The sequence below is a fragment of the Undibacterium sp. CCC3.4 genome (assembly GCF_034347425.1).
In the GTDB taxonomy this organism is placed as follows: Bacteria; Pseudomonadota; Gammaproteobacteria; order Burkholderiales; family Burkholderiaceae_D; genus Undibacterium.
Genome location: NZ_CP133779.1, coordinates 897,000 through 923,686 on the forward strand (window position 1 = coordinate 897,000; position 26,687 = coordinate 923,686).

Annotated in this window: 37 protein-coding genes and 1 pseudogene; 5 read left to right on the plus strand and 33 right to left on the minus strand. The window is 50.5% G+C overall.

The features are described 5' to 3' along the window. The first annotated feature begins 145 nt into the window (after positions 1–145). From yihA to RHM61_RS04070, 5 genes are all read left to right on the plus strand, one after another. Positions 146–883, plus strand: a complete 738-nt coding sequence (yihA, locus tag RHM61_RS04050) for a ribosome biogenesis GTP-binding protein YihA/YsxC (protein WP_322249874.1) — start codon at positions 146–148, stop codon at positions 881–883. A gap of 173 nt (positions 884–1,056) precedes the next feature. Then, the gene (hemB, locus tag RHM61_RS04055) at positions 1,057–2,070 is read left to right on the plus strand and encodes a porphobilinogen synthase (protein WP_322249875.1); all 1,014 of its coding nucleotides are present in this window, start codon (positions 1,057–1,059) and stop codon (positions 2,068–2,070) included. Between the two features lie 50 nt (positions 2,071–2,120). Continuing rightward, the gene (locus RHM61_RS04060; RefSeq protein WP_322249876.1) at positions 2,121–3,224 is read left to right on the plus strand and encodes a magnesium transporter CorA family protein; all 1,104 of its coding nucleotides are present in this window, start codon (positions 2,121–2,123) and stop codon (positions 3,222–3,224) included. 45 nt (positions 3,225–3,269) lie between these two features. After that, positions 3,270–4,700, plus strand: a complete 1,431-nt coding sequence (gene sbcB / locus RHM61_RS04065; protein ID WP_322249877.1) for an exodeoxyribonuclease I — start codon at positions 3,270–3,272, stop codon at positions 4,698–4,700. An 89-nt stretch (positions 4,701–4,789) separates the two neighbouring features. Then, positions 4,790–5,572 carry a hypothetical protein gene (locus tag RHM61_RS04070; RefSeq protein ID WP_322249878.1) on the plus strand — a complete coding sequence of 261 codons (783 nt, stop codon included), beginning with the start codon at positions 4,790–4,792 and terminating at the stop codon, positions 5,570–5,572. Between the two features lie 67 nt (positions 5,573–5,639). Here the strand turns inward: RHM61_RS04070 and RHM61_RS04075 are convergent, their stop codons facing one another. The 33 genes and pseudogenes from RHM61_RS04075 to fusA all read right to left on the minus strand — a co-directional run bounded on the left by RHM61_RS04075 (position 5,640) and on the right by fusA (position 26,609). Next, positions 5,640–6,278, minus strand: a complete 639-nt coding sequence (locus tag RHM61_RS04075; protein WP_322249879.1) for a peroxiredoxin — start codon at positions 6,276–6,278, stop codon at positions 5,640–5,642. Positions 6,279–6,420: 142 nt separating this feature from the next. Next, on the minus strand, positions 6,421–8,226 hold the full coding sequence (gene dsbD / locus RHM61_RS04080; RefSeq protein ID WP_322249880.1) for a protein-disulfide reductase DsbD: 1,806 nt from the start codon (positions 8,224–8,226) through the stop codon (positions 6,421–6,423). A gap of 259 nt (positions 8,227–8,485) precedes the next feature. Beyond that, complete coding sequence (gene rplQ / locus RHM61_RS04085) at positions 8,486–8,881, minus strand: 50S ribosomal protein L17 (protein WP_322249881.1); 396 nt, start codon at positions 8,879–8,881, stop codon at positions 8,486–8,488. Positions 8,882–9,003: 122 nt separating this feature from the next. Then, positions 9,004–9,981, minus strand: coding sequence for a DNA-directed RNA polymerase subunit alpha (locus RHM61_RS04090; RefSeq protein WP_322249882.1), 978 nt, complete (start codon positions 9,979–9,981; stop codon positions 9,004–9,006). A 102-nt stretch (positions 9,982–10,083) separates the two neighbouring features. Further along, positions 10,084–10,707, minus strand: a complete 624-nt coding sequence (gene rpsD, locus RHM61_RS04095; RefSeq protein ID WP_322249883.1) for a 30S ribosomal protein S4 — start codon at positions 10,705–10,707, stop codon at positions 10,084–10,086. 208 nt (positions 10,708–10,915) lie between these two features. Next, positions 10,916–11,320, minus strand: a complete 405-nt coding sequence (gene rpsK / locus RHM61_RS04100; protein ID WP_110255932.1) for a 30S ribosomal protein S11 — start codon at positions 11,318–11,320, stop codon at positions 10,916–10,918. 31 nt (positions 11,321–11,351) lie between these two features. Then, positions 11,352–11,717 carry a 30S ribosomal protein S13 gene (gene rpsM / locus RHM61_RS04105; protein WP_322249884.1) on the minus strand — a complete coding sequence of 122 codons (366 nt, stop codon included), beginning with the start codon at positions 11,715–11,717 and terminating at the stop codon, positions 11,352–11,354. Between the two features lie 28 nt (positions 11,718–11,745). After that, positions 11,746–11,859, minus strand: a complete 114-nt coding sequence (gene rpmJ, locus RHM61_RS04110) for a 50S ribosomal protein L36 (RefSeq protein WP_014004415.1) — start codon at positions 11,857–11,859, stop codon at positions 11,746–11,748. A gap of 32 nt (positions 11,860–11,891) precedes the next feature. Continuing rightward, positions 11,892–12,109: pseudogene (gene infA, locus RHM61_RS04115) on the minus strand (translation initiation factor IF-1). A 27-nt stretch (positions 12,110–12,136) separates the two neighbouring features. Then, complete coding sequence (gene secY / locus RHM61_RS04120; protein WP_322249885.1) at positions 12,137–13,474, minus strand: preprotein translocase subunit SecY; 1,338 nt, start codon at positions 13,472–13,474, stop codon at positions 12,137–12,139. 25 nt (positions 13,475–13,499) lie between these two features. After that, positions 13,500–13,931, minus strand: coding sequence for a 50S ribosomal protein L15 (gene rplO / locus RHM61_RS04125; protein WP_322249886.1), 432 nt, complete (start codon positions 13,929–13,931; stop codon positions 13,500–13,502). Between the two features lie 28 nt (positions 13,932–13,959). Next, a complete protein-coding gene (gene rpmD, locus RHM61_RS04130; protein WP_322249887.1) occupies positions 13,960–14,142 on the minus strand; it encodes a 50S ribosomal protein L30 in 183 nt (60 codons plus the stop codon). A gap of 10 nt (positions 14,143–14,152) precedes the next feature. Beyond that, positions 14,153–14,671, minus strand: a complete 519-nt coding sequence (gene rpsE, locus RHM61_RS04135; protein WP_322249888.1) for a 30S ribosomal protein S5 — start codon at positions 14,669–14,671, stop codon at positions 14,153–14,155. 12 nt (positions 14,672–14,683) lie between these two features. Next, positions 14,684–15,046, minus strand: coding sequence for a 50S ribosomal protein L18 (gene rplR / locus RHM61_RS04140; protein ID WP_322249889.1), 363 nt, complete (start codon positions 15,044–15,046; stop codon positions 14,684–14,686). Positions 15,047–15,058: 12 nt separating this feature from the next. After that, positions 15,059–15,592 (minus strand): 50S ribosomal protein L6, encoded by a 534-nt coding sequence (gene rplF / locus RHM61_RS04145; RefSeq protein ID WP_322249890.1) that lies wholly within the window; start codon positions 15,590–15,592, stop codon positions 15,059–15,061. A 12-nt stretch (positions 15,593–15,604) separates the two neighbouring features. Next, on the minus strand, positions 15,605–16,000 hold the full coding sequence (gene rpsH, locus RHM61_RS04150) for a 30S ribosomal protein S8 (RefSeq protein ID WP_322249891.1): 396 nt from the start codon (positions 15,998–16,000) through the stop codon (positions 15,605–15,607). Positions 16,001–16,014: 14 nt separating this feature from the next. Next, positions 16,015–16,320: a 30S ribosomal protein S14 gene (gene rpsN / locus RHM61_RS04155; RefSeq protein WP_322249892.1), complete on the minus strand. Its 306-nt coding sequence runs from the start codon at positions 16,318–16,320 to the stop codon at positions 16,015–16,017. A 7-nt stretch (positions 16,321–16,327) separates the two neighbouring features. Next, positions 16,328–16,867, minus strand: coding sequence for a 50S ribosomal protein L5 (rplE, locus tag RHM61_RS04160; protein ID WP_322249893.1), 540 nt, complete (start codon positions 16,865–16,867; stop codon positions 16,328–16,330). 4 nt (positions 16,868–16,871) lie between these two features. After that, entirely contained in the window at positions 16,872–17,183 is a 312-nt protein-coding gene (gene rplX, locus RHM61_RS04165; RefSeq protein WP_322249894.1) for a 50S ribosomal protein L24, read from the minus strand. A gap of 9 nt (positions 17,184–17,192) precedes the next feature. Further along, complete coding sequence (gene rplN, locus RHM61_RS04170) at positions 17,193–17,561, minus strand: 50S ribosomal protein L14 (RefSeq protein ID WP_016836029.1); 369 nt, start codon at positions 17,559–17,561, stop codon at positions 17,193–17,195. Between the two features lie 238 nt (positions 17,562–17,799). After that, entirely contained in the window at positions 17,800–18,072 is a 273-nt protein-coding gene (gene rpsQ, locus RHM61_RS04175) for a 30S ribosomal protein S17 (RefSeq protein WP_322251033.1), read from the minus strand. 11 nt (positions 18,073–18,083) lie between these two features. Next, the gene (gene rpmC, locus RHM61_RS04180; protein WP_322249895.1) at positions 18,084–18,275 is read right to left on the minus strand and encodes a 50S ribosomal protein L29; all 192 of its coding nucleotides are present in this window, start codon (positions 18,273–18,275) and stop codon (positions 18,084–18,086) included. Positions 18,276–18,287: 12 nt separating this feature from the next. After that, complete coding sequence (gene rplP, locus RHM61_RS04185) at positions 18,288–18,707, minus strand: 50S ribosomal protein L16 (protein WP_322249896.1); 420 nt, start codon at positions 18,705–18,707, stop codon at positions 18,288–18,290. A gap of 2 nt (positions 18,708–18,709) precedes the next feature. Next, positions 18,710–19,540, minus strand: a complete 831-nt coding sequence (gene rpsC, locus RHM61_RS04190) for a 30S ribosomal protein S3 (RefSeq protein WP_322249897.1) — start codon at positions 19,538–19,540, stop codon at positions 18,710–18,712. A gap of 9 nt (positions 19,541–19,549) precedes the next feature. Beyond that, the gene (rplV, locus tag RHM61_RS04195) at positions 19,550–19,882 is read right to left on the minus strand and encodes a 50S ribosomal protein L22 (protein ID WP_322249898.1); all 333 of its coding nucleotides are present in this window, start codon (positions 19,880–19,882) and stop codon (positions 19,550–19,552) included. Positions 19,883–19,888: 6 nt separating this feature from the next. Beyond that, complete coding sequence (gene rpsS, locus RHM61_RS04200; protein WP_008113170.1) at positions 19,889–20,164, minus strand: 30S ribosomal protein S19; 276 nt, start codon at positions 20,162–20,164, stop codon at positions 19,889–19,891. 10 nt (positions 20,165–20,174) lie between these two features. Next, the gene (gene rplB, locus RHM61_RS04205) at positions 20,175–21,002 is read right to left on the minus strand and encodes a 50S ribosomal protein L2 (protein ID WP_322249899.1); all 828 of its coding nucleotides are present in this window, start codon (positions 21,000–21,002) and stop codon (positions 20,175–20,177) included. 2 nt (positions 21,003–21,004) lie between these two features. After that, complete coding sequence (rplW, locus tag RHM61_RS04210; RefSeq protein WP_322249900.1) at positions 21,005–21,319, minus strand: 50S ribosomal protein L23; 315 nt, start codon at positions 21,317–21,319, stop codon at positions 21,005–21,007. Beyond that, positions 21,316–21,939 carry a 50S ribosomal protein L4 gene (gene rplD / locus RHM61_RS04215; RefSeq protein WP_322249901.1) on the minus strand — a complete coding sequence of 208 codons (624 nt, stop codon included), beginning with the start codon at positions 21,937–21,939 and terminating at the stop codon, positions 21,316–21,318. Before rplD ends, rplW begins: the two co-directional genes overlap by 4 nt. Before the next feature lie 3 nt (positions 21,940–21,942). Continuing rightward, on the minus strand, positions 21,943–22,599 hold the full coding sequence (gene rplC / locus RHM61_RS04220) for a 50S ribosomal protein L3 (RefSeq protein WP_322251034.1): 657 nt from the start codon (positions 22,597–22,599) through the stop codon (positions 21,943–21,945). Positions 22,600–22,797: 198 nt separating this feature from the next. Beyond that, positions 22,798–23,112: a 30S ribosomal protein S10 gene (rpsJ, locus tag RHM61_RS04225; protein ID WP_183554295.1), complete on the minus strand. Its 315-nt coding sequence runs from the start codon at positions 23,110–23,112 to the stop codon at positions 22,798–22,800. A gap of 127 nt (positions 23,113–23,239) precedes the next feature. After that, positions 23,240–24,430: an elongation factor Tu gene (tuf, locus tag RHM61_RS04230; protein ID WP_322249902.1), complete on the minus strand. Its 1,191-nt coding sequence runs from the start codon at positions 24,428–24,430 to the stop codon at positions 23,240–23,242. Positions 24,431–24,503: 73 nt separating this feature from the next. Then, positions 24,504–26,609, minus strand: a complete 2,106-nt coding sequence (gene fusA / locus RHM61_RS04235) for an elongation factor G (RefSeq protein WP_322249903.1) — start codon at positions 26,607–26,609, stop codon at positions 24,504–24,506. Between the last annotated feature and the right edge of the window lie 78 nt (positions 26,610–26,687).

Sequence of the window (26,687 nt, forward strand, 5' to 3'; positions counted from 1 at the left end):
TCAAAGCAGTACTCAACTCCAGAGTAGGACCGGATCGGTTTACCGCTACCCATATTACTGCTGCCCATATCTAACCCCTTATTGTACAATAGCTTTTAAGCGTTGTTCCGCTGACTGTTGCATTTTTCAATCTTTCCTTTCTTCTATGTCCATCCTCTGGCAAGCCCGCTTCTTTACCACGGTTAATCACTTACGTGACTTACCGAACACGCACGTACCGGAAATTGCATTCGCCGGTCGTTCCAATGCTGGCAAATCGACTGCCATTAATACACTATGCAATCAAAAGAAACTTTGTTTTGCATCAAAAACTCCCGGTCGTACCCAGCATATTAACTATTTTTCTATCGGTGGGGCCCATGTAGGCCAGCATCGCAAGGACGAAACCCGCGTCGATGAAATTCGCGCGATGATCGTCGACTTACCCGGCTACGGCTACGCCCAAGTACCTGGCGCGGCAAAAAACCACTGGAATCAATTACTTGGTGCTTACGTGCAACGTCGTACTCAGTTGGCGGCACTGGTGCTCATCATGGATGCGCGCCGCCCGTTTACTGATCTCGATATCCAAATGCTGGAATGGTTTGCCCCGACCGGCCGACCAATTCATTGCATTTTGACGAAAGCAGACAAATTAAACCGCAATGAATGTACCAATGCTTTGCGCCAAGCCAAAGAAGTGTTATCGACCTATGTCGATAATGAAGGTCCGATGTTTCCATTTACGATACAACTGTTCTCTGCGCTCAAACGCATAGGCTTGGAAGAAGCGGATGCTGTAATTCAACATCTGGTCGGACTCGATATCGAACCGGTGCAAACACCGACCGAAGACGGTATGGCCCAGCTGGATCAAGCCGCACAAGCCGGCACGACTGAGTAAAAAAAAGCCCCGGTATATATGGATATATACCGGGGCAAATAACACCGATTCGAACAGGGACGAACGGTGCCCGCTCAGGGAAGAACAGCGGTAGGCATGGAAAAATATCCAACCTGTTGCTATGAGACGCAAAGCGGCAGAAAGTTTCATTTAACCTGTTAAAAGATTTTACTATGTCCACATACAAAGCCAATCTGTTTCCCGCCGTGCGCATGCGCCGCATGCGCAAAGATGTTTTTTCACGCGCAATGATGCGTGAAAACACCATTACCACGGCCGACCTGATTTACCCGGTGTTCGTCATTGATGGTGTCAACTTATCGGAAAAAGTCGCTTCCATGCCGGGCGTGGAACGTGTCAGTATCGATGTGCTCATGGGCGTGGCGGAAGATTGCGTGGCGCTCGGGATTCCGGTAATGGCTTTATTCCCGGCCATCCACGCCAGTTTAAAAACAGCCGATGGCATCGAAGCCTGCAACCCCGATGGTTTGATTCCGCGCGCGATCCGTGAGCTCAAAAGCCGCTTCCCCGAACTGGGCATTTTGACTGACGTCGCACTCGACCCCTATACCAGCCACGGTCAAGACGGATTGCTCGATGCCAATGGCTACATACTCAACGATGAAACCACCACCGTGCTGGTGCGACAAGCCCTCACGCATGCGCATGCCGGTGCCGACATCGTCGCTCCCAGCGACATGATGGATGGTCGTATCGGCGCGATCCGCCACGCCCTCGAAGCGAACAATTTCATCCATACCCGCATCATGGCTTACTCGGCCAAATATGCATCGGCCTTCTATGGCCCGTTCCGTGATGCAGTCGGTTCGGCCGGCAACCTTGGGAAAAGCGATAAAGCCAATTACCAAATGGATCCGGCCAACAGCGACGAAGCCCTGCGTGAAGTAGCGCTCGACCTCGCTGAAGGTGCCGACATGGTGATGGTCAAACCGGGCATGCCCTACCTCGACATCGTGCGTCGCGTCAAAGACGAATTCAAAGTCCCGACCTTCGCTTACCAAGTCAGCGGCGAATATGCGATGATCAAAGCGGCCGCCGAAAACGGCTGGCTCGATCATAATAAAACCATGATGGAAGCCATGATGGCCTTCAAACGTGCCGGTGCCGATGGGGTGCTGACGTATTTCGCGCGCGACATCGCGCGCCTGTTGCAACACGCCGGCTAAATTCGGCACGGCGTGCCTTCTGAGAAGGTGCGCCTTTTTCGCTTCCTGACATGCATATTTTTCACATCGATGCCGCCGGCGTCTGCGCGGATGCCACGGCACTGAACAGTAGCACCGGTTTTCTCTGGCTCGACGCCAGCCATGATGAGGTTGCAGCCGACAGCGCGGCATGGTGCGAGCGCGTCGCGCAACTAAGTGGCGGGCATCTGCATGAGCTGCATCTCAAAGATGCCCTCAACCTTAGCCACCCTTCGTATTTTGAAGACACCGACGACTACCGCATGCTGGTGTTTCGGCAACTCGCCTTACAAACCAACAAGCCAACCGAGACCCCGCCTGCTGCAACGGCGAAACTGCATATCCCGGCAGCGCTGCACAAACTCGTCACCGCCCCGGTCAGTTTTTTTCTCATCGGCCGCTGCCTCGTGAGCGTTGGCCCGCAGCACAGCCGCACCATAGAACAAGCGCGCACGCGTCTGCTCAATTACAAACTCAAAAGTGATGGCGCGAGCATGTATAGCAGCCGCCTGCCAGAATCGCCGGCCGATTTAATGCTGCGCCTGCTCAATGGCATGGTCGATCAATACTTGGAATTACGCCAACCGCTGACGCAACAACTGGACCGTTGGCAGCACGCCCTGCTCGATCCGCGTCGTCCATTCAATAATTGGTTAGCCTTGCTCGATGCCCGACTCGAACTGCGCAAGCTCGATCATCTGTGTGAAGAACAACACGACGCCATGCAAGAATTGCGCGATCACTTGATCGATACCCATGACTTGACGCACCCCCATGAAGGCACGCGCAATGATTTGCTACTCGTGCGCATCAACGACGTGATCGAACACATCAACCGCGTGCTCAACCATGCGCGCCGTCTCGAAGCCTCACTCGAATCGGCGGTACAGATTCACTTTGCCGCCATGGCACACCGAACCAGTGAAATCATGCGGGTGCTGACCGTGATCACGGCCATCTTCATGCCCTTGACTCTGATCACCGGTATCTTCGGCATGAACTTTGAAGTGATGCCGCTGTTGAAACAGGTGGCCGGATTCTGGATTATTATGGGCAGCATGCTCGCCATAGTGCTCGGCTTGTTGTTCTACTTTTACCGTCAACGCTATCTGAGCGAACGCAGCGCGCGCCGTTAATTTAGCGCTGCGCTGGCTCACTACTTTCACTTTCGAATTCCAATTATGCAAGACATCAGCTTTCTCTGGCACGACTACGAAACCTTCGGTGCCGTACCACGACGCGATCGGCCGGCCCAATTTGCCGCCATTCGCACCGATGCCGAACTCAATGAAATCGGCAGCGAACTCATGCTCTATTGCCAGCCCGCGCCGGACTTTTTACCCGAACCGCAAGCTTGTTTAATTACCGGCATCACGCCCCAGCTTTGCCTCGAGCGTGGCGTAACAGAGCGCGCCTTCGCCAGCACGATAGAAGCAGCCTTCGCGACGCCGGGCACGGTCGGCGTCGGCTACAACAGCATCCGTTTCGATGATGAAGTCACGCGCTTTTTATTCTGGCGCAACCTGATCGATCCGTATGCGCGTGAATGGCAAAACAATTGCAGCCGCTGGGATTTGCTCGACGTCGCCCGCACCGCCTATGCGCTGCGCCCAGATGGCATACAGTGGCCACGCAATCCAGATGGCAAGGCCAGCTTCCGCCTCGAACATTTGACCACCGCCAACGGACTGACGCACGCGGCGGCGCATGATGCCTTATCCGATGTCCGTGCCACCATTGCCTTCGCCCGCTTGCTGCGCGAAAAAAATCAAAAGCTGTTCGACTTTTGCTTGGGCTTGCGAAAAAAAGATCGCGTGATGGAAGAAATCGGCTGGCCACGCAAAAAGCCTTTGCTGCACATCACCGGCATGGTGCCGGCCGAACGCGGCTGCCTCGCCGTGGTATGGCCGTTAGCCTTTCACCCTACCAATAAAAACGAATTGATCGTCTGGGACCTCGAACACGATCCGCGCCAGCTGTTCGAATTGAGTGTAGAAGAAATTCAGTTACGCATGTTTTCCAAAGCCGCCGATCTGCCGGAAGGCGTCACACGCTTACCACTGAAAACCATACACATTAATAAATCGCCGATTGTCATCAGCAATTTAAAAACTCTCAGTGCCGAGCGTGCCGCCCACTGGGGCATCGATATGGCACAAGCGCAATTGCACGCGCAAGCCGCCGCGACCGCGCCCGATATGACACCCATCTGGGACGCCGTGTTTGCCCGCCCTGCACTAGCCGGCAATGATGTCGATGAAGATTTATATAATGGCTTCATCGGCAAAGAAGATCGTCGCTTACTCAATGAAGTACGACAACTTCCACCCGCAGCATTAGCGCAAGCGCAACCCGATTTTCAAGACTCGCGCCTGACAGAACTCTTATTCCGTTACCGTGCACGCAACTACCCCGACAGTTTGTCAGCGACCGAACAACAGCGTTGGGAAACGCATCGCAGCGCGCGCCTGCACGAAGGTGCCGGCAATGCCCTGACGGTAGAACGCTATTTCGAAATCATCGACCAGTGCTCGGAAGAGGCCGACGTACGCGCCGAAGAAATACTCGGTGCGCTCTACGACTACGCCGAACACATCACCCCGGCGCGCTGAAAAACCGTACTCGTCTGATTGACGGTGGATGACGGATATTTTAGTTCACACGATGACTATCCGTCACTTTTCCCTGCACCAGGTCAGACATGAAAAACATTTCCGCCATATGCATGGCCGGCGCCCCGCTGCTGGCCATCAGTAACAGCAGCGCGCAAACCGCGACAAGCGCCGTTGATCCCGACGACGATGCGCCGCGCTACCCGGGGGTTTTCCTGGTGCCAAAAGGCGTAGACGTATTTAAAAATGCGATTAAAAACCCCGACGGCAGTCTGACGATACACCCCGGCCAACAAGTGCCGGAAGCAAACGAAATCAACCGTCAATTTTGCGAAGCTTTGGGCGGCGTCGACAAGACCAATGAGATGGAGCATACGATCAGTGGTCAGGTCGGTTACATCGTCAGTTGCTCACTGCCGCCCGATACCGAGGAAAGGAATACCAACGTCACTGAGTCGCCGGGTACCGGTACCGGACGCATTTATGTGCCGATTCCGAATTATGACTATCAAACCGGTCGGATCATAAAAAAAGCGAAAAGACCTGTGCCACAGCCAGAGTCGTGCGTCGCACCGCTACCGCTGATTATTCGGCATCCGCCGAACGGCATGTCAAGAAAAGGTTTCAATTATTGGAACAATGGCTATGCCGAATTTTTCTCCATGCCATCTACCCAACAAGGGAGTGCGGTCGCGACGGTGTACGAAACCACACCTTGCACTTGGACTCAATCCAGTCCGATAGGACCAGGCCAAGCCGTATTAAAAGGCCACATACAATGCCTGGCGACGCTCGATGCCGCCCAATCCGATTTACGGGCCTGTTGGAACGGCTACTGCGCGACAGAGCGAGGCTTGGTACAACATTATTAATGTGTGCAGCGTGCGATCAAAAAAAAACCGCCGTTCAAGGCGGTTTTTTCAATGATACGGAAGACGATTACTTATTCGGCTGCGGCGTCACACGTAAATATGGGCGCACGGCAGTATATCCTTTCGGATATTTTTGCTTGATCACGTCCTCATCCTTGACCGACAAAGGAATGATGACATCGTCGCCATCGCGCCAGTTACCGGGCGTCGCTACCGTGTAGGCATCAGTCAATTGCAAGGCATCGATCACGCGCAAGACCTCATCAAAATTGCGCCCGGTACTGAGCGGGTAAGTGATGATCAAGCGTATCTTTTTGTTCGGGTCGATGACAAACAGCGAGCGCACCGTCAAGGTTTCCGACTGATGCGGATGAATCATGTCAAACAGCGTGGCAACCTTGCGGTCGGCATCGGCAATGATAGGAAAGCCGACCACGGTATGCTGCGTCTCTTCGATATCTTTAATCCAAGCGCGATGCGAGTCTGCGCCATCGACCGAGAGCGCGATGGCCTTCACATTGCGTGCATCGAAAGATGGTTTGAGCTTGGCTGTCAGGCCCAGCTCCGTGGTGCAGACCGGCGTGAAATCGGCCGGATGAGAAAATAAAACGACCCAGGAATCACCGGCCCACTGATGGAAACTCAAAGGACCGACGGAAGAATCTTGCTCAAAATCGGGGGCAATATCACCTAAACGTAAAGTCATGTTTCTCTCCAAATTAGCGAACTCTGACTATATAGCCAGCGTGTTTCGATCTCAACAACAGAGAAGTTGCAAGCTTATACAAGCGCTCATATAAGCGTGCGGCGATGCTGCCGACCGCGCGTGCCTCAAACAGTAAGGAGGTTTAGCGCGCATCCAATTTCTGCAGCGATTGTAAAAATATTGGTGCATTTTGGTAGCCGACCACGCGGCTATCCGGAATTTCTGTCATCGTAGCCGGATCAAAGAAAATAATGCCAGGCGGCCCGAACAAACCAAAGCGTTTCAACAATGCTTTATCTTCGGCATTATTGGCGGTCACATCAGCTTGCAGCAGCAACATCGTATCCATGCGGGCTTTGACGCGTTCGTCGCTGAAGCTGAGTTTTTCCATCTCTTTACAAGACACGCACCAGTCGGCATAGAAGTCGAGCATGGCGAGCTTGCCTTTGTTTTGCGCCAAAGCTGCATCAAGCTCCGCTACGCTACGTATGCGCTGAAAATGGGTAGTATGCGGTGCGGCACCGTACAGATGTGCCAAGGGCGAGATGACATCACGCCCACCACTGAGTACGCCGACCAATTGCGCCAAACCGAGCAAACCAAGTGCGAAGGCAAAGGCTTTCGCCGGTTTGCCGGCGCGATGGAAAAATAGTTGATAGCCTGCATATCCGAGCAAAATCACCGCCCAAGCAGCCATTTGTGCCGCCACCGGTATCACCGGCGAGATCATCCACAAAGCCATGGCCAACATCAAGACGCCGAAAAAGCGCTTGATACTCTCCATCCACACCCCGGCGCGCGGCAACAAGCTGCCGGCCGACAAACCGAGTATCAACAAGGGTACGCCCATACCGAGCGCAATGGCGAACATGGCAGCCGCACCGACGACGACATCGCGGGTTTGGCTAATATACACCAAGGCACCGAGCAAGGGGCCGGTGACGCAGGGGCCGACGATCAAGGCCGAAATCGCCCCCATCAAAAAGACCCCGAATAATTTACCAAACTTGCTGTTGCGTTGACCTTCAGAAACCAGCGTCAGCCGCGTTTGCAAGGCCGCCGGCATTTGCAACTGATACACATTGAACATCGACAGCGCCAAGCCGACCATCAGCAGGGCAAATGCCGACAGCACCCAAGGGTTCTGCAAGCTCGCTGCCAAGCCTTCACCAGCCAAGCCGGCAGCCACCCCTATGCCGGTGTAAACCAAGGCCATACCAAGCACATACGCGATCGAGAGCACGAAGCCGCGCACCCGACTGATGCCAGCCCCTTCGCCGACGATGATAAACGACAGAATCGGTACCATAGGCAACACGCAAGGCGTCAACGACAGACCTAAGCCCAACAGAAAGAATAAGGGTAGGATCACCAACATCTTGCCGCTCTTCAAGGCCGAGCTGAGCGAGCCGGCTTCATCAGCCGGTGCCGCCGCTGTGCCAGCGCCTGACTCCGGCGAGTCAACGGCAGCCGCAGTGGCGGCGGGCAAACTCGGTGGCAGCAATTTATGGACGCTCTCCATCGGTGGATAACATAAACCTTGATCGGCACAGCCTTGGCGCCCGACCTTGAGAGTAAATTCGCCGCCTGCCTGCACAGGAACATGCACGATCAAAGAATGGCGATAGGTTTCAACTTCTTTCTGGAAGGTTTCGTCAAACTTGATCTTGCCCTTAGGCAGTTCCGGCGCACCGAGTTGCGCGTCATCCGAAGTGAACTTCAAACGTTCGCGGTATAAATAATAGCCGTCGGCAATATGCAGCGTCACCTCGGCCATGCTTGGCGTCAGCATTTTCGCCTCGGCGGTGAACGCGACTTCCGGATCGAGGAAGTCGTCGGCATGCGCGAAAGATGCCAAACCCAAGCAGAAAGCCCATGCCAAGTAAGTAAGTAAGGGCAACAGAGTCTGTTGTGCGTATGAGGACGCGGCATTGCGCAGCTGTGTCATGGTGTTCCTGTGTAGTCCACCGGCGGCTGCAAGCTAAGCAGCAAACCCAGAGGTGGCATGATTTCAAATGTAACATACGTGTGAGCCGGTTTGCGCGTTCGATACCGTGCGCCGCTGCCCGCCTGCCGCCGCTATTCTAACAAGCTTGCCACTAACCTGCACAGCGGGCGGCGCGCCAGCTTGTGCTGCCACAATCGCCGAGACGAAAAAAAACCGCCACGAGGGCGGTTTTTTCATTCAAGAACACAAGCTGCGCAAATTACTCTGCAGTCGGTGCATCTTCTACATCCGAAACGTCCGGACGATCCATCAGTTCGACATACGCCATAGGCGCATTGTCACCAACGCGGAAACCCATTTTCAGGATACGCAGGTAACCACCGTTACGATTAGCGTAACGTGGGCCGAGTTCAGCGAACAATTTCAACACCATTTCACGATCGCGCAGACGCGAGAAAGCCAAACGTTTGTTTGCCAATGTGTCTGTTTTACCCAAAGTCAGAATCGGTTCGATAACGCGACGCAATTCTTTAGCTTTTGGCAAAGTTGTTTTGATTGCTTCGTGACGCAACAGAGAAACTGTCATGTTGCGCAGCATAGCCAAACGGTGGGATGAAGTACGATTAAGCTTACGTAAGCCGTGACGATGACGCATGGTATTTCCTTTCAGATTTCATTGCCAGCTCTTCTATCGACAAACATCTTGCCGCGGGCCGGTAAATAATGGGGACAACAATAAAAAACCGCCGCGCCACTTGGCCCGGCGATCAGACTAAATTACTTTTCCAAGCCAGCAGGTGGCCAGTTTTCCAGCTTCATGCCCAAAGACAAACCACGGGAAGCCAATACTTCTTTGATTTCGTTCAAAGATTTGCGACCCAAGTTCGGTGTCTTCAACAGCTCGTTTTCGCTGCGCTGTATCAAATCGCCGATGTAGTAAATATTTTCTGCTTTGAGGCAGTTCGCCGAGCGGACTGTCAATTCCAAATCATCAACCGGACGCAACAATACCGGATCAACGGCCGGTGCGCGCGATGGCGCTTCAGCAGCAGCTTCGGTACCTTCGAGTGCAGCGAAGACATTCAATTGATCAACCAAGACGCGTGCCGATTGACGGATCGCTTCTTCCGGTGTGATGACACCGTTGGTTTCGATATTGATGATGAGCTTGTCGAGATCGGTACGTTGTTCGACGCGCGCCGACTCAACCGAATACGATACGCGACGCACTGGCGAAAACGATGCATCCAAAATCATACGACCGATGGTTTTGTTAGCATCTTCCGACAAACGACGGACGTTACCCGGTACATAACCGCGACCTTTTTCAACCTTGATCTGCATGTCGAGCTTACCGCCGGCAGTCAGATTGGCAATGACGTGCTCAGGATTGATCAGTTCAACATCATGCGGCAAATCGATATCGGAAGCCAACACTGCGCCTTCGCCATCTTTCTTCAAAGTCAAGGTAACTTCATCACGGCTATGCAACTTGAAGACAACGCCTTTCAAGTTCAACAAAATATCTACGACGTCTTCTTGCACGCCATCGAGTGAAGAATATTCATGAACCACGCCGGCAATGGTGACTTCCGTCGGCGCATAACCTGTCATTGTCGACAGCAATACACGGCGCAAAGCATTCCCGAGTGTATGGCCATAGCCACGCTCAAACGGTTCCATCACAACTTTTGCATGGCCAGGGCCGAGCATTTCAACGTCGATGATACGTGGTTTCAAGAGATTATTTTGCATGCAATGTCCTTTTCAATACCCTCGGTTCATTACACCGATAAGGCTGATGGCACTAAAGAAAAAACCTGCCTGTCGTAAAACAGGCAGGTCAAGATACGAATATTAACGGGAGTACAATTCAACGATCAGCGATTCGTTGACATCGTGGCAGATGTCGCTACGATCTGGCATGGCTTTGAATGTGCCTTCCAGTTTCTTAGCATCAACTGCAACCCAAGTTGGCATACCCGATTGCTCTGCCAACGACAGCGCTTCAGCGATACGAACTTGTTTTTTAGCTTTTTCACGAACAGCAACAACGTCACCAGCTTTAACTTGGAACGAAGCGATGTTGACAACAGTACCGTTGACTGTGAAAGCCTTGTGGCTCACCAACTGACGTGCTTCAGCGCGTGTCGAGCCGAAGCCCATGCGGTAAGCAACGTTGTCGAGACGGGATTCCAACAATTTCAACAGTGTTTCGCCGGTATTGCCTTTTTGACGATCAGCTTCAGCGAAGTAGCGGCGGAACTGACGTTCCAAAATGCCGTACATACGTTTAACTTTTTGCTTTTCGCGCAATTGATTACCGTAATCAGAGGTACGAGCACCGGAAGTGCGACCATGCTGACCTGGTTTTGCATCTAACTTACATTTTGAATCCAATGAGCGACGTGCGCTTTTCAGAAACAGATCCGTGCCTTCGCGGCGGGATAATTTTGCTTTAGGTCCGATGTAACGTGCCACAGTATTTTCCTTTTATAAATGACGCAGAACAAGCTGCGCTAGTCTGATCTGCTTGCAACCAGACAGTGGTCTTATCTCAGTCTACAGCCTGGGCTGTCTACCTGAATAAAAAGTTCACAACACAAAACCCGCCAACGAAATGGCGGGTCTGCATTCTAACGCGAAACGCGTGAGAATGCCAGCAGCAAATGCTGCCGCTTGATATTGCTTAGATACGACGACGCTTTGGAGGGCGGCAGCCGTTATGTGGTACTGGTGTGACGTCCTGGATCAAGGAAATCTTGATGCCGAGATTGTTCAATGCGCGAACCGAAGATTCACGACCTGGGCCTGGGCCCTTGATGCGAACTTCCAGATTCTTGATACCGCATTCAACAGCAACTTTACCGGCCGCTTCCGCTGCAACCTGCGCGGCGAAAGGTGTCGATTTACGTGAGCCTTTAAAACCAGCACCGCCAGCAGTTGCCCATGAAAGCGCATTGCCTTGACGATCAGTGATCGTGATGATGGTGTTATTGAAAGAAGCATGAACGTGTGCGATACCTTCTGCAACGTTCTTTTTAACTTTCTTACGAGCACGTGCTGCTGCTGCGTTATTTTGTGCTTTTGCCATAATAATTTCCTTGGATCCGGGCTAGCCCAGATTATTTCTTCAGAGATTGAGCTGCTTTCCGTGGGCCTTTGCGTGTACGTGCGTTAGTACGTGTACGTTGACCACGGCAAGGTAAGCCTTTACGATGGCGCATGCCACGGTAGCAACCTAAGTCCATCAAGCGTTTGATGTTAATGGACAATTCACGACGCAAGTCGCCTTCGACGATAAATTTACCGATTTCGTCGCGAAGCTTCTCGAGTTCGTTGTCATCCAGATCCTTGACTTTTTTACTTGTCAAAACACCTGTAGCTTCACAGATTTTCTGTGAGCGTGGACGGCCAATACCATAGATAGCTGTTAAGCCGATTACGGTATGCTGATGATTTGGGATATTAACCCCTGCGATACGTGCCATTCGTTATTCCTCGTTCAATAACGTTAAATTAACCTTGGCGCTGTTTATGGCGTGGTTCTGTGCAAATAACACGAACAACACCTTTGCGCTTGATGATTTTGCAATTGCGGCAAATCCGCTTAACTGATGCGAGAACTTTCATATTGCCCTCTTCCCTTCTTGTTCACTTTTAATTTACTTGGTTCGGAACACGATACGCGCCCGGCTCAAATCGTAAGGCGTCAGTTCCACTGTCACCTTATCGCCTGGAAGAATGCGAACAGTTTCGTTCGCATCTTCCCTGAAATATGGCCTAGTACAACATGCCCGTTTTCCAACTTAACTCGAAATGTTGCATTCGGAAGATTCTCGAGAACCTCGCCCTGCATCTGAATAACGTCGTCTTTGGCTATTTTTACTGCTGCCCCCACAAAACGGTATTACCGCGTAGGGATCCCGCCTTTAAAATTCGCTTTGCGAAGAAGTGAGTCATACTGCTGAGACATTACATAGTTCTGAACTTGCGCCATGAAATCCATGGTAACGACCACAATAATCAGCAGCGATGTGCCACCGAAATAAAATGGAACTTTCCACTTGGCAATCAAGAATTCCGGCAACAGACAAACCAGCGTAATATACACGGCACCTGCCAGTGTCAGACGCATCAATATCTTATCGATATAACGCGCCGTTTGATCACCTGGTCGAATACCGGGTACAAACGCACCGCTCTTCTTCAAGTTATCAGCTGTCTCTTTGCTGTTGAATACCAAAGCGGTATAAAAGAAGCAGAAGAAAATAATGGCAGCTGCATACAATAAAGCATGAATCGGCTCGCCTGGTGCCATCGAAGCGGCAAGATCTTTGAGGAAGGTAATAAAACCACTCGTCGAAGACTCTGCACCCTTCGCAAACCAGCTAGTAATTGTCGCTGGAAACAAGATGATGGAAGAAGCAAAAATTGGAGGAATAACACCCGCCATATTCAACTTCAAAGGCAAATGACTGCTCTGCCCACCATACACTTTATTTCCAACCTGACGCTTCGCATAATTGACCAGGATCTTGCGTTGGCCACGTTCCACGAATACCACCAGGAACGTCACAGCCGCTGCAATCACACAAATCAACAAGACCGAGGCCGGATGCATAGAGCCGGTGCGAACCAGCTCAAACAGGCTGCCTAAGGCATTGGGCAAACCAGCAGCGATACCGGCGAAAATGATAATGGATATACCATTACCAAGACCACGTTCGGTAATCTGCTCGCCCAGCCACATCAGAAACATCGTTCCCGTTACCAACGTTACTACAGTAGTCAGGCGGAAAGCCATCCCCGGGTCGATAACCAGACCAGGCTGCGCTTCCAAACCAAAGGCAATGAAATATGCCTGCACCGTTGCCAGAAGCAAAGTGCCGTACCGCGTATATTGAGTAATCTTTCTGCGCCCGGATTCGCCTTCTTTCTTCAGCGTTTCCAGTTGCGGAGAGACGATCGACATCAACTGCATGATGATCGACGCCGAAATATACGGCGTAATCCCGAGTGCGAACACGGCGAACCGTGATAAAGCACCGCCGGAGAACATGTTAAACATACCCAAAATACCGCCTTGGTTTTGTTTGAACAGGTCTGTCAATGCATTCGGATCTATACCAGGAACTGGTACATGAGCACCAATCCTGTAGACCACGAGTGCGGCGAGCAAGAACCAAAGCCGAGACCAAGGAAATCCGCTTGCTGCACTTTTAGCTTGTTGAGGAGATGTTGCCAATTATTGCTCCGGTATTTGCACTGAATTAAGCGATCGTACCACCAGCTGCTTCGATTGCTGCCTTAGCGCCTTTAGTGACGATCAAGCCGTTCAAAGTAACTTTCTTGGAAATCGCACCAGACAAGATCACACGAACTACACGTGCGAGCTCAGAAACGACACCGGCTTGTTTCAAAGCCAAAATATCAATTTCAGTGACTGGCAGATTTTCGAGATCAGTCAGACGAACTTCTGCTTTAAACGGCGTTGCCAGTGATTTAAAACCACGTTTAGGCAAACGACGTTGCAGAGGCATTTGACCGCCTTCGAAACCGACTTTATGAAAGCCGCCCGAACGGGATTTTTGGCCTTTATGACCGCGACCCGCTGTCTTACCCATACCTGAACCGATACCGCGACCAACACGACGTTTGTAGTGTTTTGCGCCATCAGCAGGTTGTATGTTATTCAATTCCATAATTTGCTCCGAACATAAGCCTTACGACTTACGCTACAACCTTCACAAGATACGAGACTTTGTTGATCATGCCGCGTACTGCTGGCGTGTCTTCCAATTCAGAGACTGAATTGACACGACGCAGACCCAAACCACGTACGGTTGCACGGTGATCCTGGCGTGTGCCGATCAGACCTTTGACCAATTGCACTTTAACTGTCTTAGTAGTCATCGCGCTCTCCTTAACCGAGGATTTCTTCAACGCTCTTGCCACGCTTTGCAGCGATTTCAGATGGAGTACTCATCTTGGCCAGACCGTTTAAAGTTGCACGAACCATGTTGTAAGGATTTGTGGAGCCGTTGGATTTAGCAACGACGTTCACAATACCCATTACTTCAAAAATCGCGCGCATTGGACCACCGGCGATAACGCCAGTACCTTCTTTTGCTGGAGAAATCATGACGGAAGATGCGCCGTGCTTGCCAGTAACGGTGTGTTGCAGAGTACCGTTCTTCAAAGTCACTTTGATCATCTTACGACGTGCTTCTTCCATCGCTTTTTGTACGGCAACAGGAACTTCTTTCGACTTCCCTTTGCCCATACCGATACGGCCATCGCCGTCACCTACGACTGTCAGCGCTGCGAAGCCCATGATACGACCACCCTTAACCACTTTGGTTACACGGTTGATCGCGATCATTTTCTCGCGCATGCCATCGTCCGGCTTGTCGGCTGCTGTTTTTGCTTGCATTTTTGCCATGACAAATTTTCCTTAGAACTTCAGGCCAGCTTCGCGGGCAGCTTCTGCAAGCGCCTTGATGCGGCCATGGTAACGGAAACCGGAGCGATCAAACGCAACTTCGGTAACCCCTGCTTTGATTGCCTTCTCTGCTACTCGCTTGCCGATCAAGCTTGCGGCGGAGGTGTTGCCACCCGCGCCGGACTTGCCAGCCAACTCTGCACGTACTTCGGCCTCTAAGGTCGAAGCCGAAGCCAACACTTTGGCATCTGGGCCAATGATGTTGGCATAGATGTGCAGGTTGGTACGATGCACGGCCAGGCGATTCACTTTGAGTTCTGCGATCTTGGCACGGGTTTGACGTGCGCGGCGCAGACGTGATTGTTTCTTGTCCATCGTCAACCCCTATTACTTCTTCTTGGTTTCTTTAATCACAACCACTTCGTCCGAATAACGGACACCCTTGCCTTTGTAGGGCTCTGGGCTGCGGTATGCACGGACTTCAGCTGCCACTTGACCTACTTGCTGCTTATTAACCCCTTTGATCAGGATTTCAGTAGGTGTTGGCGTAGCACAGGAAACGCCTTCTGGCATTTGATGTACGACTGGATGTGAAAAACCTAAAGACAAATTCAATTTGTCACCTTGGGCTTGTGCTTTATAACCAACGCCGACCAAATTCAGTTTGCGTTCGAAGCCTTTTGTCACACCGCTGACCATGTTATTGACGAGGGCACGCAGGGTGCCTGTCATTGCATTGGCTTCACGGGATTCATTAGCTGGCGCAAAACTCAAAATGCCGCTGTTGTCTATAATTGTCACCAAGCCGTTTAAGCTTTGTGTCAACACGCCCATAGGGCCTTTTACTGTAATCTGCTCTGCTGAAATTGCAACTTCTGCACCGGCCGGCAAAGCGATTGGCATCTTACCTACTCGAGACATCTTTCACTCCCCTTAGGCGACGTAGCAAATAACTTCGCCACCGACACCGGTTGCGCGCGCTTTGCGGTCAGTCATGACGCCTTTTGGTGTGGACACAATGGCCACGCCCAAACCGTTCATCACATTTGGAATCTCGTCTTTACCTTTGTAAATACGGAGACCTGGGCGTGAAACACGCTCCAAACGCTCAATAACAGGACGTCCTGCATAATATTTCAAGCCGATTTTTAATTCGGACTTACCTGCAGTTTCCAAAACTGCGAAATCTTCAATGTAACCTTCGTCTTTAAGTACCATTGCGATAGCAATTTTAACTTTGGAAGACGGCATTGCAACGACAGTTTTATGAACAACTTGTGCGTTACGGATGCGGGTCAGCATATCGGCGATAGGATCGCTCATACTCATTGCTTATTCTCCTATTACCAGCTGGCTTTAGTCATACCGGGAACTTCACCACGCATGGCGACTTCACGGAGTTTAATACGGCCCAAACCGAACTTACGGAATGTGCCACGCGGACGACCTGTCAAAGCGCAACGATTACGCTGGCGGGTCGGATTAGAATTACGTGGCAAAGCCTGCAACTTCAGACGGGCGATATAACGCTCTTCTTCGGTTTTTGATTGGTCATCAATGATGGCCTTCAATTCGGCGCGCTTGCCGGCGAATTTCTTCACCAGGTCTGCACGCTTTTGCTCACGATTAATCAGTGCCAATTTTGCCATGGCAGCCTCAGTTTCTGAACGGAAATTTAAATGCGGCGAGGAGTGCTTTCGCTTCGTCGTCGGTCTTTGCGGTTGTCGTGATACTGATGTTCATACCACGCAATACGTCGATCTTGTCGTACTCGATTTCAGGGAAAATAATCTGTTCCTTGACACCGATATTGTAGTTACCACGACCATCAAACGCACGACCCGAAACACCACGGAAGTCACGTACACGCGGCAGAGCCACGGTGATGAAACGATCCAGGAATTCATACATCTGAGCGCCACGTAAAGTTACCATACAACCAATTGGATAACCTTCACGGATTTTGAAACCAGCAATCGCTTTGCGAGCCTTCGTTACCACTGGCTTTTGGCCGGCGATTTTAGTCAGGTCACCCACTGCGTGTTCGATGATCTTTTTGTCTGCAATTGCTTCAGACAAACCCATATTCAGGGTGATCTTCAAAATACGCGGAACTTCCATAACTGTTTTGTACGAAAACTTAGCAGTCAGGTCGCCAACGATTTTCTCTTTATATAATGCTTGTAGACGGGCCATGATGTTATGCCTTCACAACTTCGCCAGTCGATTTGAAGATACGGACTTTCTTACCATCCACTACCTTGAAACCAACACGGTCTGCTTTGCCGGAAGCTGCATTAAACAATGCAACGTTCGACACATGAATCGGCATCACTTTATCCACGATGCCACCTACTGCGCCAGTCATTGGGTTAGGCTTAACTGCTTTTTTAGCAATGTTAATACCTGCAACAACAACGGTATTTTCGCCCATGGCTTGCACCACGCCGCGCTTACCTTTGTCTTTACCCGTCAAGACGATGACTTCGTCGTTTTTACGAATTTTATTCATTACGACTCCTTACAGCACTTCTGGAGCTAAGGACACGATTTTCATGAAGCGCTCAGTACGCAGTTCGCGTGTGACTGGGCCGAAAATGCGCGTGCCGATTGGCTCTAGTTTTGCATTCAACAATACTGCAGCATTGCTATCAAATTTGACCAACGAGCCATCTTGACGACGAACACCCTTAGCTGTTCTCACAACTACGGCGTTGTAAATTTCACCTTTTTTTACACGACCGCGTGGTGCAGCAGATTTCACAGTGACTTTAATTACATCACCGATACCCGCATAACGACGCTTGGAGCCGCCCAACACCTTAATGCACAAAACTTCGCGTGCACCAGTATTGTCAGCCACTTCCAGCCGGCTTTCTGTTTGAATCATAATGTTCTCTTTCCCAACTTAATCCACATAACTTACGCAATGCAAGTTTGTAGTCAGTCTTGGTCCCGCCAGCCAACCCCTACATAACCTACAATGCACGAGCCAACTGATTAGGTGGACGATTTTTTAACCACTTTCACAACGAAGGGTGTTGCGAAAGACATTTAGGCTGTCATCTGCATGTATTGCAAATGACAGCCCATCATTATTACACCATTTAAAGCTTAGTGCAATAAGTTTATACGACTTGTGCCACTTGAATTACACGTGTCACGGTCCAAGCTTTAGTCTTGGAGATCGGACGACCTTCTTGGATCTCAACTGTGTCGCCTTCTTTTGCCTGGTTCGCTTCGTCATGTGCATGGTACTTCGCACTACGGACGATGATCTTGCCATACAAAGGATGCTTGACGTGACGCTCAACGACCACTGTAACGGTCTTGTTCATCTTGTCTGACACAACTTTGCCAATTAATGTGCGCTTCAATGCCACTTTAACTTGAACATTCACTTGATCGTTCATTATTTGGCATCCTTCTGGTTCATGACGGTTTTAACACGTGCGATGTCACGACGAACTTTTTTCAACTGCGAAGTGTTAGTCAGTTGCTGCGTAGCAATTTGCATACGCAGACTGAATTGGGCCTTCAACAGATCATTCAGTTCTTTAGTCAAAGCAGCGTGATCTTTACCTTGGAGTTCAGATACGTTCATTTACAACTCCTATTATTGGCCGACTTGACGGACGACGAATGTGGTCAGTAACGGCAATTTAGCGGCAGCCAAGCGGAACGCTTCACGTGCCAACGTTTCATCGACGCCATCCATTTCGTACAACATTTTGCCTGGTTGAATCTCGGCAACGTAGTACTCAGGATTACCCTTACCATTACCCATACGAACTTCCGCTGGTTTCTGCGAAATCGGTTTGTCCGGGAAAATGCGGATCCAGATACGGCCACCGCGCTTGATGTGACGTGTCATTGCACGACGCGCCGCTTCGATCTGACGCGCTGTGATACGACCACGGCCAACCGCTTTCAAGCCAAACTCACCGAAGGAGACAGCTGTACCACGGGAATGCGAGATCCCCTTGTTACGGCCTTTTTGCTCCTTGCGGTATTTTCTGCGTGCTGGTTGCAGCATGATTATTCTCCTGCTTTCTCAGCTGGGGCGGCGGCGGGAGCTGCAGCGCGTACGCGCTTGACTGCCGGCGCTGCTGCACCAGGGGTAGTTTGTCCTTCAGGACGCTTAGCACGTGGACGGCTGCTTGGCTTACCATCATCACGACGTGGACCACGACGTTTTTTGTCGTCTTCCGGTGTCGATTCAATGACAGGAGCATCGCCATTCGGCAAACGGTCGCCTTTGTAGACCCATACTTTGACACCAATGATGCCGTAAGTAGTGGATGCTTCGCTGGTACCGTAGTCGATATCGGCGCGCAGGGTATGCAGAGGCACGCGGCCTTCGCGATACCACTCGTTACGAGCGATTTCAATACCGTTCAAACGACCGCCAGACATGATCTTGATGCCGAGGGCACCGAGACGCATAGCATTCTGCATCGCACGTTTCATCGCGCGGCGGAACATGATGCGTTTTTCAAGCTGTTGCGAGATCGAATCAGCGATCAATTGCGCATCGATTTCCGGCTTGCGAATTTCTTCGATGTTGACGTGAACTGGCACGCCCATCATTTTCGACAAGTCAGCTTTCAATACTTCAATATCTTCGCCTTTTTTACCGATTACAACGCCCGGACGGGAGCTGTAAATAGTAATACGTGCGTTTTTCGCCGGGCGCTCAATGATGACGCGACCTACCGAAGCGTTTTTCAGTTTTTTCTTCAGGTATTCACGTACCTTCAGATCTTCGTTGAGCATAGTGGCAAAGTTACCATTGCCAGCATACCAACGTGAAGACCAGTTACGTGTAACCGCAAGACGAAAACCGGTTGGATGTATCTTCTGTCCCATCGTGACTCCTTAGTTACCGACAGTCACATAAATGTGACAGGATTGTTTAGAGATACGATCACCACGACCCTTGGCGCGTGCTGTGAAGCGCTTCAAGATCGAACCTTTTTCGACATAGATAGTCTTTACTGTCAGCTCATCGATATCTGCACCATCGTTGTGCTCGGCGTTTGCAATTGCAGACTCCAACACTTTCTTAATGATTGCAGCACCTTTTTTAGGGCTGAAAGCCAGGATATTCAATGCCTGATCTACTTTTTTACCGCGAATAAGGTCAGCTACGAGACGACCTTTTTGCTCAGACAGACGCACACCGCGAAGATTAGCTTTAGTTTCCATCATCGGTCCTTATTTCTTAGCCTTTTTATCGGCAGCGTGACCCTTGAACGTCCGGGTCAGCGCGAATTCGCCGAGCTTGTGACCAACCATGTTTTCGGAAACATAAACTGGTACGTGTTGCTTACCGTTATGAACCGCAATGGTCAAACCGATGAAGTCCGGCATAATTGTCGAACGACGGGACCAAGTCTTGATTGGCTTTTTGTCTTTAATTGCTTGCGCAGTTTCGACTTTCTTCACCAGATGGGCGTCGCAGAACGGCCCTTTTTTCAATGAACGTGTCATGTTTTATCCCTTATTTCTTGCCACGGCGTGAGACGATCATGGAAGTAGTACGCTTGTTGCGACGTGTCTTCTTGCCCTTGGTCTGTTGACCCCATGGAGAAACTGGATGACGACCTGCTGCGGTTTTACCTTCACCACCACCGTGCGGGTGATCGACCGGATTCATAACCACACCGCGGACGGTAGGACGAACACCACGCCAACGCATCGCACCAGCTTTACCAATCTTACGCAGATTGTGCTCGCCGTTACCCACTTCACCGATTGTTGCGCGGCATTCAACATGAATGCGACGCACTTCACCGGAGCGCAGACGAACCTGAGCGTAAGTGCCTTCACGCGCCATCAATACCACACCAGCGCCGGCGGTACGGGCGATTTGCGCGCCTTTACCTGGCAGCATTTCCACGCAATGCATGGTGGTGCCGACTGGGATGTTACGGATAGGCAAGCAGTTACCGGATTTGATCGGAGCTTGCGCACCATTCATAACCTGGTCACCGGCAGCCATACCTTTAGGAGCGATGATATAAGCACGTTCACCATCCGCGTAGCACAACAATGCAATGTGTGCGGTACGGTTAGGATCGTATTCAATACGTTCTACTTTTGCAGGAATACCATCTTTGATGCGTTTGAAGTCAACCAGACGATAATGCTGCTTATGACCACCACCGATGTGACGAGTAGTGATGTGACCGTTGTTATTACGGCCAGCAGTTTTTGATTTCTTTTCCAACAGTGCAGCGAACGGACGACCTTTATGCAGGCCCTCTGTCACTACTTTCACCATACCACGACGACCTGGTGAGGTTGGCTTCATCTTAACGAGTGCCATGCTTATGCCCCCTCAGTGAAGTTAATTTCCTGACCAGGCTTCAAGCATACAAAAGCGCGTCTTGTATGATTGCGGCGGCCATTAAATTTACCGGTACGTTTCTGTTTACCTTGACGATTTGCAACTTGGACAGATTCAACTTGAACCTTGAAGAGCAATTCGACGGCGGCTTTGATTTCTGGCTTGGTTGCATCTGGCATAACCAGGAAAACCACTTGTTCATTCTTCTCAGCAACCATCGTTGCCTTTTCAGAAATCACAGGAGCCAGCAACACCTTCATCAGGCGTTCTTCGCTATGTTTGATTACTGCGCTCATGCCAGCATCTCCTCGATCTTTGCCAGTGCTGGCTTAGTGATCAACACTTTCTTGTAGAACACCAAAGAAACCGGATCAGCATAACGTGGTTCAACAACCAAAACGTTAGCCAGATTACGTGCTGCCAACATCAGATTTTCGTTGAATTCATCAGTGATGATCAAAACGGAATCGAGGCAACCCATAGTTTTGAGCTTTTCAGACAATAATTTTGTCTTAGGAGCGTCAACAGTGACGTCATCAACCACACACAAACGACCTTCACGAGCCAACTGAGACAGAATCGAGCAGATACCTGCGCGATACATCTTTTTGTTGATTTTGTGCGAGAAGTTTTCGTCCGGCGAGTTCGGGAATATACGACCGCCGCCGCGCCACAAAGGCGAGGAAGACATACCGGCACGTGCACGACCAGTACCTTTTTGACGCCAAGGCTTCTTGGTTGTGTGATGAACTTCTTCACGATCTTTTTGTTTGCGGTTACCGCTACGAGCATTGGCTTGGAATGCAACGACAACTTGATGAATCAAGGCTTCGTTGTAATCACGACCAAAGATAGTGTCAGCAGCAGCAACATTCGATGCCGGTTGACCTTGTTCGTTTAGGAGCTTCAGTTCCATGGATCAGGCCCCCTTCTTAACTTTGACTTTAACAGCAGGCGAAACAACCACCCGACCATTTTTTGCACCTGGCACAGCACCCTTAACGAGCAATAACTGACGCTCTGCATCGACGCGAGCGATTTCCAGATTTTGCACAGTACGTGTTGCATCACCAAGGTGACCGGTCATGCGCTTACCAGGGAAAACGCGACCTGGATCTTGTGCCATACCGATGGAACCTGGGACATTATGCGAACGGGAGTTACCGTGAGAAGCACGACCGGAAGCGAAGTGATGGCGCTTGATGGTACCGGCATAGCCTTTACCAATCGTGACACCTTGCACGTCAACTTTTTGACCAACTTCAAACATACCGACAGGGATGACATCGCCAGCTTTCAATTCTGAAGCTTGCTCTGTACCAATGCGGAATTCTTTCAGAACGGTACCAGCTTCAACACCTGCTTTTGCAAGGTGACCGGCAGCCGCTTTTGTTACGCGGGATGCACGGCGCTGACCGTAAGTAACCTGAACAGCGGAGTAACCGTCTGTTTCAGGAGTTTTGACTTGCGTCACGCGGTTGTTGGACACGTCCAGCACAGTGACTGGAATCGAATCCCCGTCATCTGTAAAGATGCGCATCATACCAACCTTGCGACCAACTAGGCCCAAGCTCATTATTTTCTCCATTCTCACCTACGATTGGGTGAGGCTGATGTTTAAAAAACTTAAACGAATAGGTCAGACAATGCCGACCTTCATCTAAGCCTTCGATTATAGCTCGCAAATTTTTTACTTACAAGCTAAATTATTTCAAAATCCGGCAAATTGTGGTATGTCGGATTTTATTAATTCCCCAAACGGAGCAGGAATAAATTATTGCAGTTTGATTTCGACGTCCACGCCAGCTGGCAGGTCAAGCTTCATCAATGCATCGACAGTTTTGTCGGTAGGATCAACGATGTCCATCAAACGCTGGTGAGTACGGATTTCGAACTGATCACGCGAAGTTTTGTTCACGTGCGGGGAACGCAATACGTCAAAACGCTGTATACGTGTAGGCAAAGGAACCGGACCTTTGACAACGGCGCCAGTGCGCTTGGCAGTTTCGACGATTTCCAGAGCTGATTGATCGATCAATTTGTAATCGAATGCTTTCAGACGGATGCGGATTTTTTGATTTGCAGACATGGTATTTCCTGTAAAGAACGCGCCACCGACTCAACAGAGCGTGGCAATTTTATAAAGAGCGAATAAAAAAAAGCGGCTGCCGCATCCTAAAATGCGACAGCCGACTAGTGTACTACAGAATTACAAATTACTCGATGATTTTTGCAACGACGCCAGCACCAACAGTACGGCCACCTTCACGGATAGCGAAGCGCAAGCCTTCTTCCATCGCAATCGGGTTGATCAATTTTACTGTGATCGACACGTTGTCGCCTGGCATAACCATTTCTTTATCCGCTGGCAACTCGATCGAACCAGTGACGTCCGTAGTACGGAAGTAGAACTGTGGACGATAGTTGTTGAAGAATGGTGTATGACGGCCGCCTTCATCTTTCGACAGGACATAGATCTCGCCTGTGAAATGTGCATGCGGTTTGATCGAACCTGGTTTTGCCAACACTTGACCACGTTGGATATCTTCACGCTTAGTACCGCGCAACAGAACACCGACGTTATCGCCAGCTTGACCTTGGTCGAGCAATTTACGGAACATTTCAACGCCAGTACAAGTTGTCTTGACTGTGTCTTTGATACCGATGATTTCGATTTCTTCGCCGACTTTAACGATACCGCGTTCGATACGACCGGTTACCACTGTACCGCGACCGGAGATCGAGAATACATCTTCCACTGGCAACAAGAAAGCGCCGTCGATGGCACGTTCCGGTGTAGGGATGTAAGTATCGAGTGCATTCGCCAATTTCATGATGGCTTCTTCGCCCAATGGGCCCGTGTCGCCTTCGAGTGCCAATTTAGCCGAACCTTGGATGATAGGCACGTCGTCGCCTGGGAAGTCATACTTCACCAGTAACTCGCGCACTTCCATCTCTACCAATTCGAGCAATTCTGCATCATCAACCATGTCGCATTTGTTCAGGAATACGATGATGTATGGAACGCCAACTTGACGAGCCAACAAGATGTGTTCGCGTGTTTGTGGCATAGGACCATCTGCTGCCGAACAAACCAAGATCGCGCCATCCATCTGTGCCGCGCCGGTGATCATGTTTTTAACATAATCGGCATGGCCTGGGCAATCAACGTGCGCATAGTGACGCGCAGCTGTTTCGTATTCGACGTGAGCAGTATTGATCGTAATACCGCGTGCTTTTTCTTCCGGTGCTGCATCGATCTGGTCGTAGGCTTTTGCTTCGCCGCCGAATTTTTTCGACAAGACGGTGGCAATCGCTGCTGTCAGTGTAGTTTTACCGTGATCAACGTGACCAATTGTGCCGACGTTGACGTGCGGCTTGGTGCGTTCGAACTTACCTTTTGCCATTTTATTCTTCCTTCAAAAAGAACGATTTTTAACAAGGGCGACCCGCTCCGGCAAGGAGCAGGTCGCTGATCTATTACTTGGATTTTGCAGTGACGATGGCGTCGATGACGTTTTTCGGTGCTTCAGCGTAGTGCTTGAATTCCATCGAGTAAGTCGCACGACCTTGCGTTGCGGAACGCAGGGAAGTCGAATAACCGAACATTTCAGACAATGGCACTTCGGCTTTGATGATCTTACCGCCGCCACCAGGAATCTCGTCCATACCCTGAACCATACCGCGACGTGAAGACAAATCGCCCATGACCGTACCAGCGTAATCTTCCGGCGTTTCCACTTCCACCGCCATCATTGGCTCGAGGATGACCGGACTTGCTTTACGGCAGCCATCTTTAAATGCCATCGATGCAGCCATGCGGAACGCGTTTTCATTCGAATCGACGTCATGGTATGAACCGAAGAACAGAGTGACTTTAACGTCAACAACTGGATAACCGGCCAATACGCCCGAAGTCAATGTTTCGATCACGCCTTTTTCTACCGCAGGAATGTATTCGCGTGGAACGGTACCGCCTTTGATGGCGTCGACGAATTCAAAACCTTTACCTGGTTCTTGCGGTTCGATTTTCAGAACCACGTGACCGTACTGACCACGACCACCGGATTGCTTAACGAATTTACCTTCGATTTCTTCGCAAGTTTTGCGAATAGTTTCGCGGTAAGCAACTTGTGGCTTACCAACAGTCGCTTCAACGTTGAATTCACGCTTCATACGATCGACGATAATTTCCAGATGCAACTCGCCCATACCACCGATGATGGTTTGACCCGATTCTTCATCCGTTTTCACGCGGAACGAAGGATCTTCCTGTGCCAAACGATTCAATGCCAGACCCATTCTTTCCTGATCGGCCTTAGTCTTAGGCTCAACTGCCTGAGAAATAACCGGTTCTGGGAAAATCATGCGTTCGAGCGTGATGATTGCTGCTGGATCGCACAAGGTTTCGCCGGTCGTCGCATCTTTCAAACCAACTGCAGCGGCGATGTCGCCAGCGTGAACTTCTTTGATTTCTTCACGTTGGTTAGCATGCATTTGCAGAATACGGCCGAGACGTTCTTTCTTGTTCTTGTTCGGGTTGTAGACGGTATCGCCCGACTTGACCATACCCGAATAGACGCGGAAGAAAATCAATTGACCAACGAATGGATCAGTCATGATTTTGAATGCCAAGGCAGAGAATTTCTCTGTATCTTCCGCTTTACGCGAAGTTGGCTCTTCGTATTCATCCAAACCGGTGACAGGCGGAATATCGACTGGCGATGGCAGGTATTCAATGACCGCATCCAACATGGCTTGTACGCCCTTGTTTTTGAACGCAGTGCCGCACATCATCGGAACGATTTCAGCCGCGATAGTACGCGCGCGCAAAGCACCTTTGATTTCTTCCTCAGTCAAATCACCTTCATCGAGGTATTTGTTCATCAGTTCTTCAGTGTACTCAGCAGCGGCTTCAACCATCTTTTCACGCCACTCAGCTGCTTGCGCTTGCAATTCTTCAGGGATATCGCGGTAATCGAATTTCATACCTTGCGATGCTTCATCCCAGAAAATAGCTTTCATTTTGACCAGATCGACTACGCCGAGGAAGTTTTCTTCCGCGCCGATAGGAATTTGAATCAAAATCGGATTAGCCTTCAGGCGTGAACGCATTTGCTCGTAGACTTTGAAGAAGTTCGCACCGGTACGGTCCATTTTATTGACGAACGCCAAACGTGGGACTTTGTACTTGTTAGCTTGACGCCATACTGTTTCAGACTGTGGCTGAACGCCGCCGACTGCACAGTAAACCATGCAAGCACCATCGAGCACGCGCATCGAGCGTTCTACTTCGATCGTGAAATCGACGTGACCTGGGGTATCAATGATGTTGATATGATGCTCAGGGAAATTGTTCGCCATGCCCTTCCAGAAGCATGTCGTCGCCGCGGAAGTAATGGTAATGCCGCGTTCCTGCTCTTGCTCCATCCAATCCATGGTGGCGGCGCCATCATGCACTTCACCGATTTTGTGGTTGACACCGGTGTAGAACAGAACGCGTTCAGTTGTCGTTGTTTTACCAGCATCAATGTGAGCCGAGATACCGATATTGCGGTAGCGCTCAATGGGGGTCTTACGGGCCATAGATAATCCTAAATCTTTTAATGGACAAAACCGAGCGCAATTTTTCGTGAAAATCGCGCCCGGCCTGATTCAAAATAC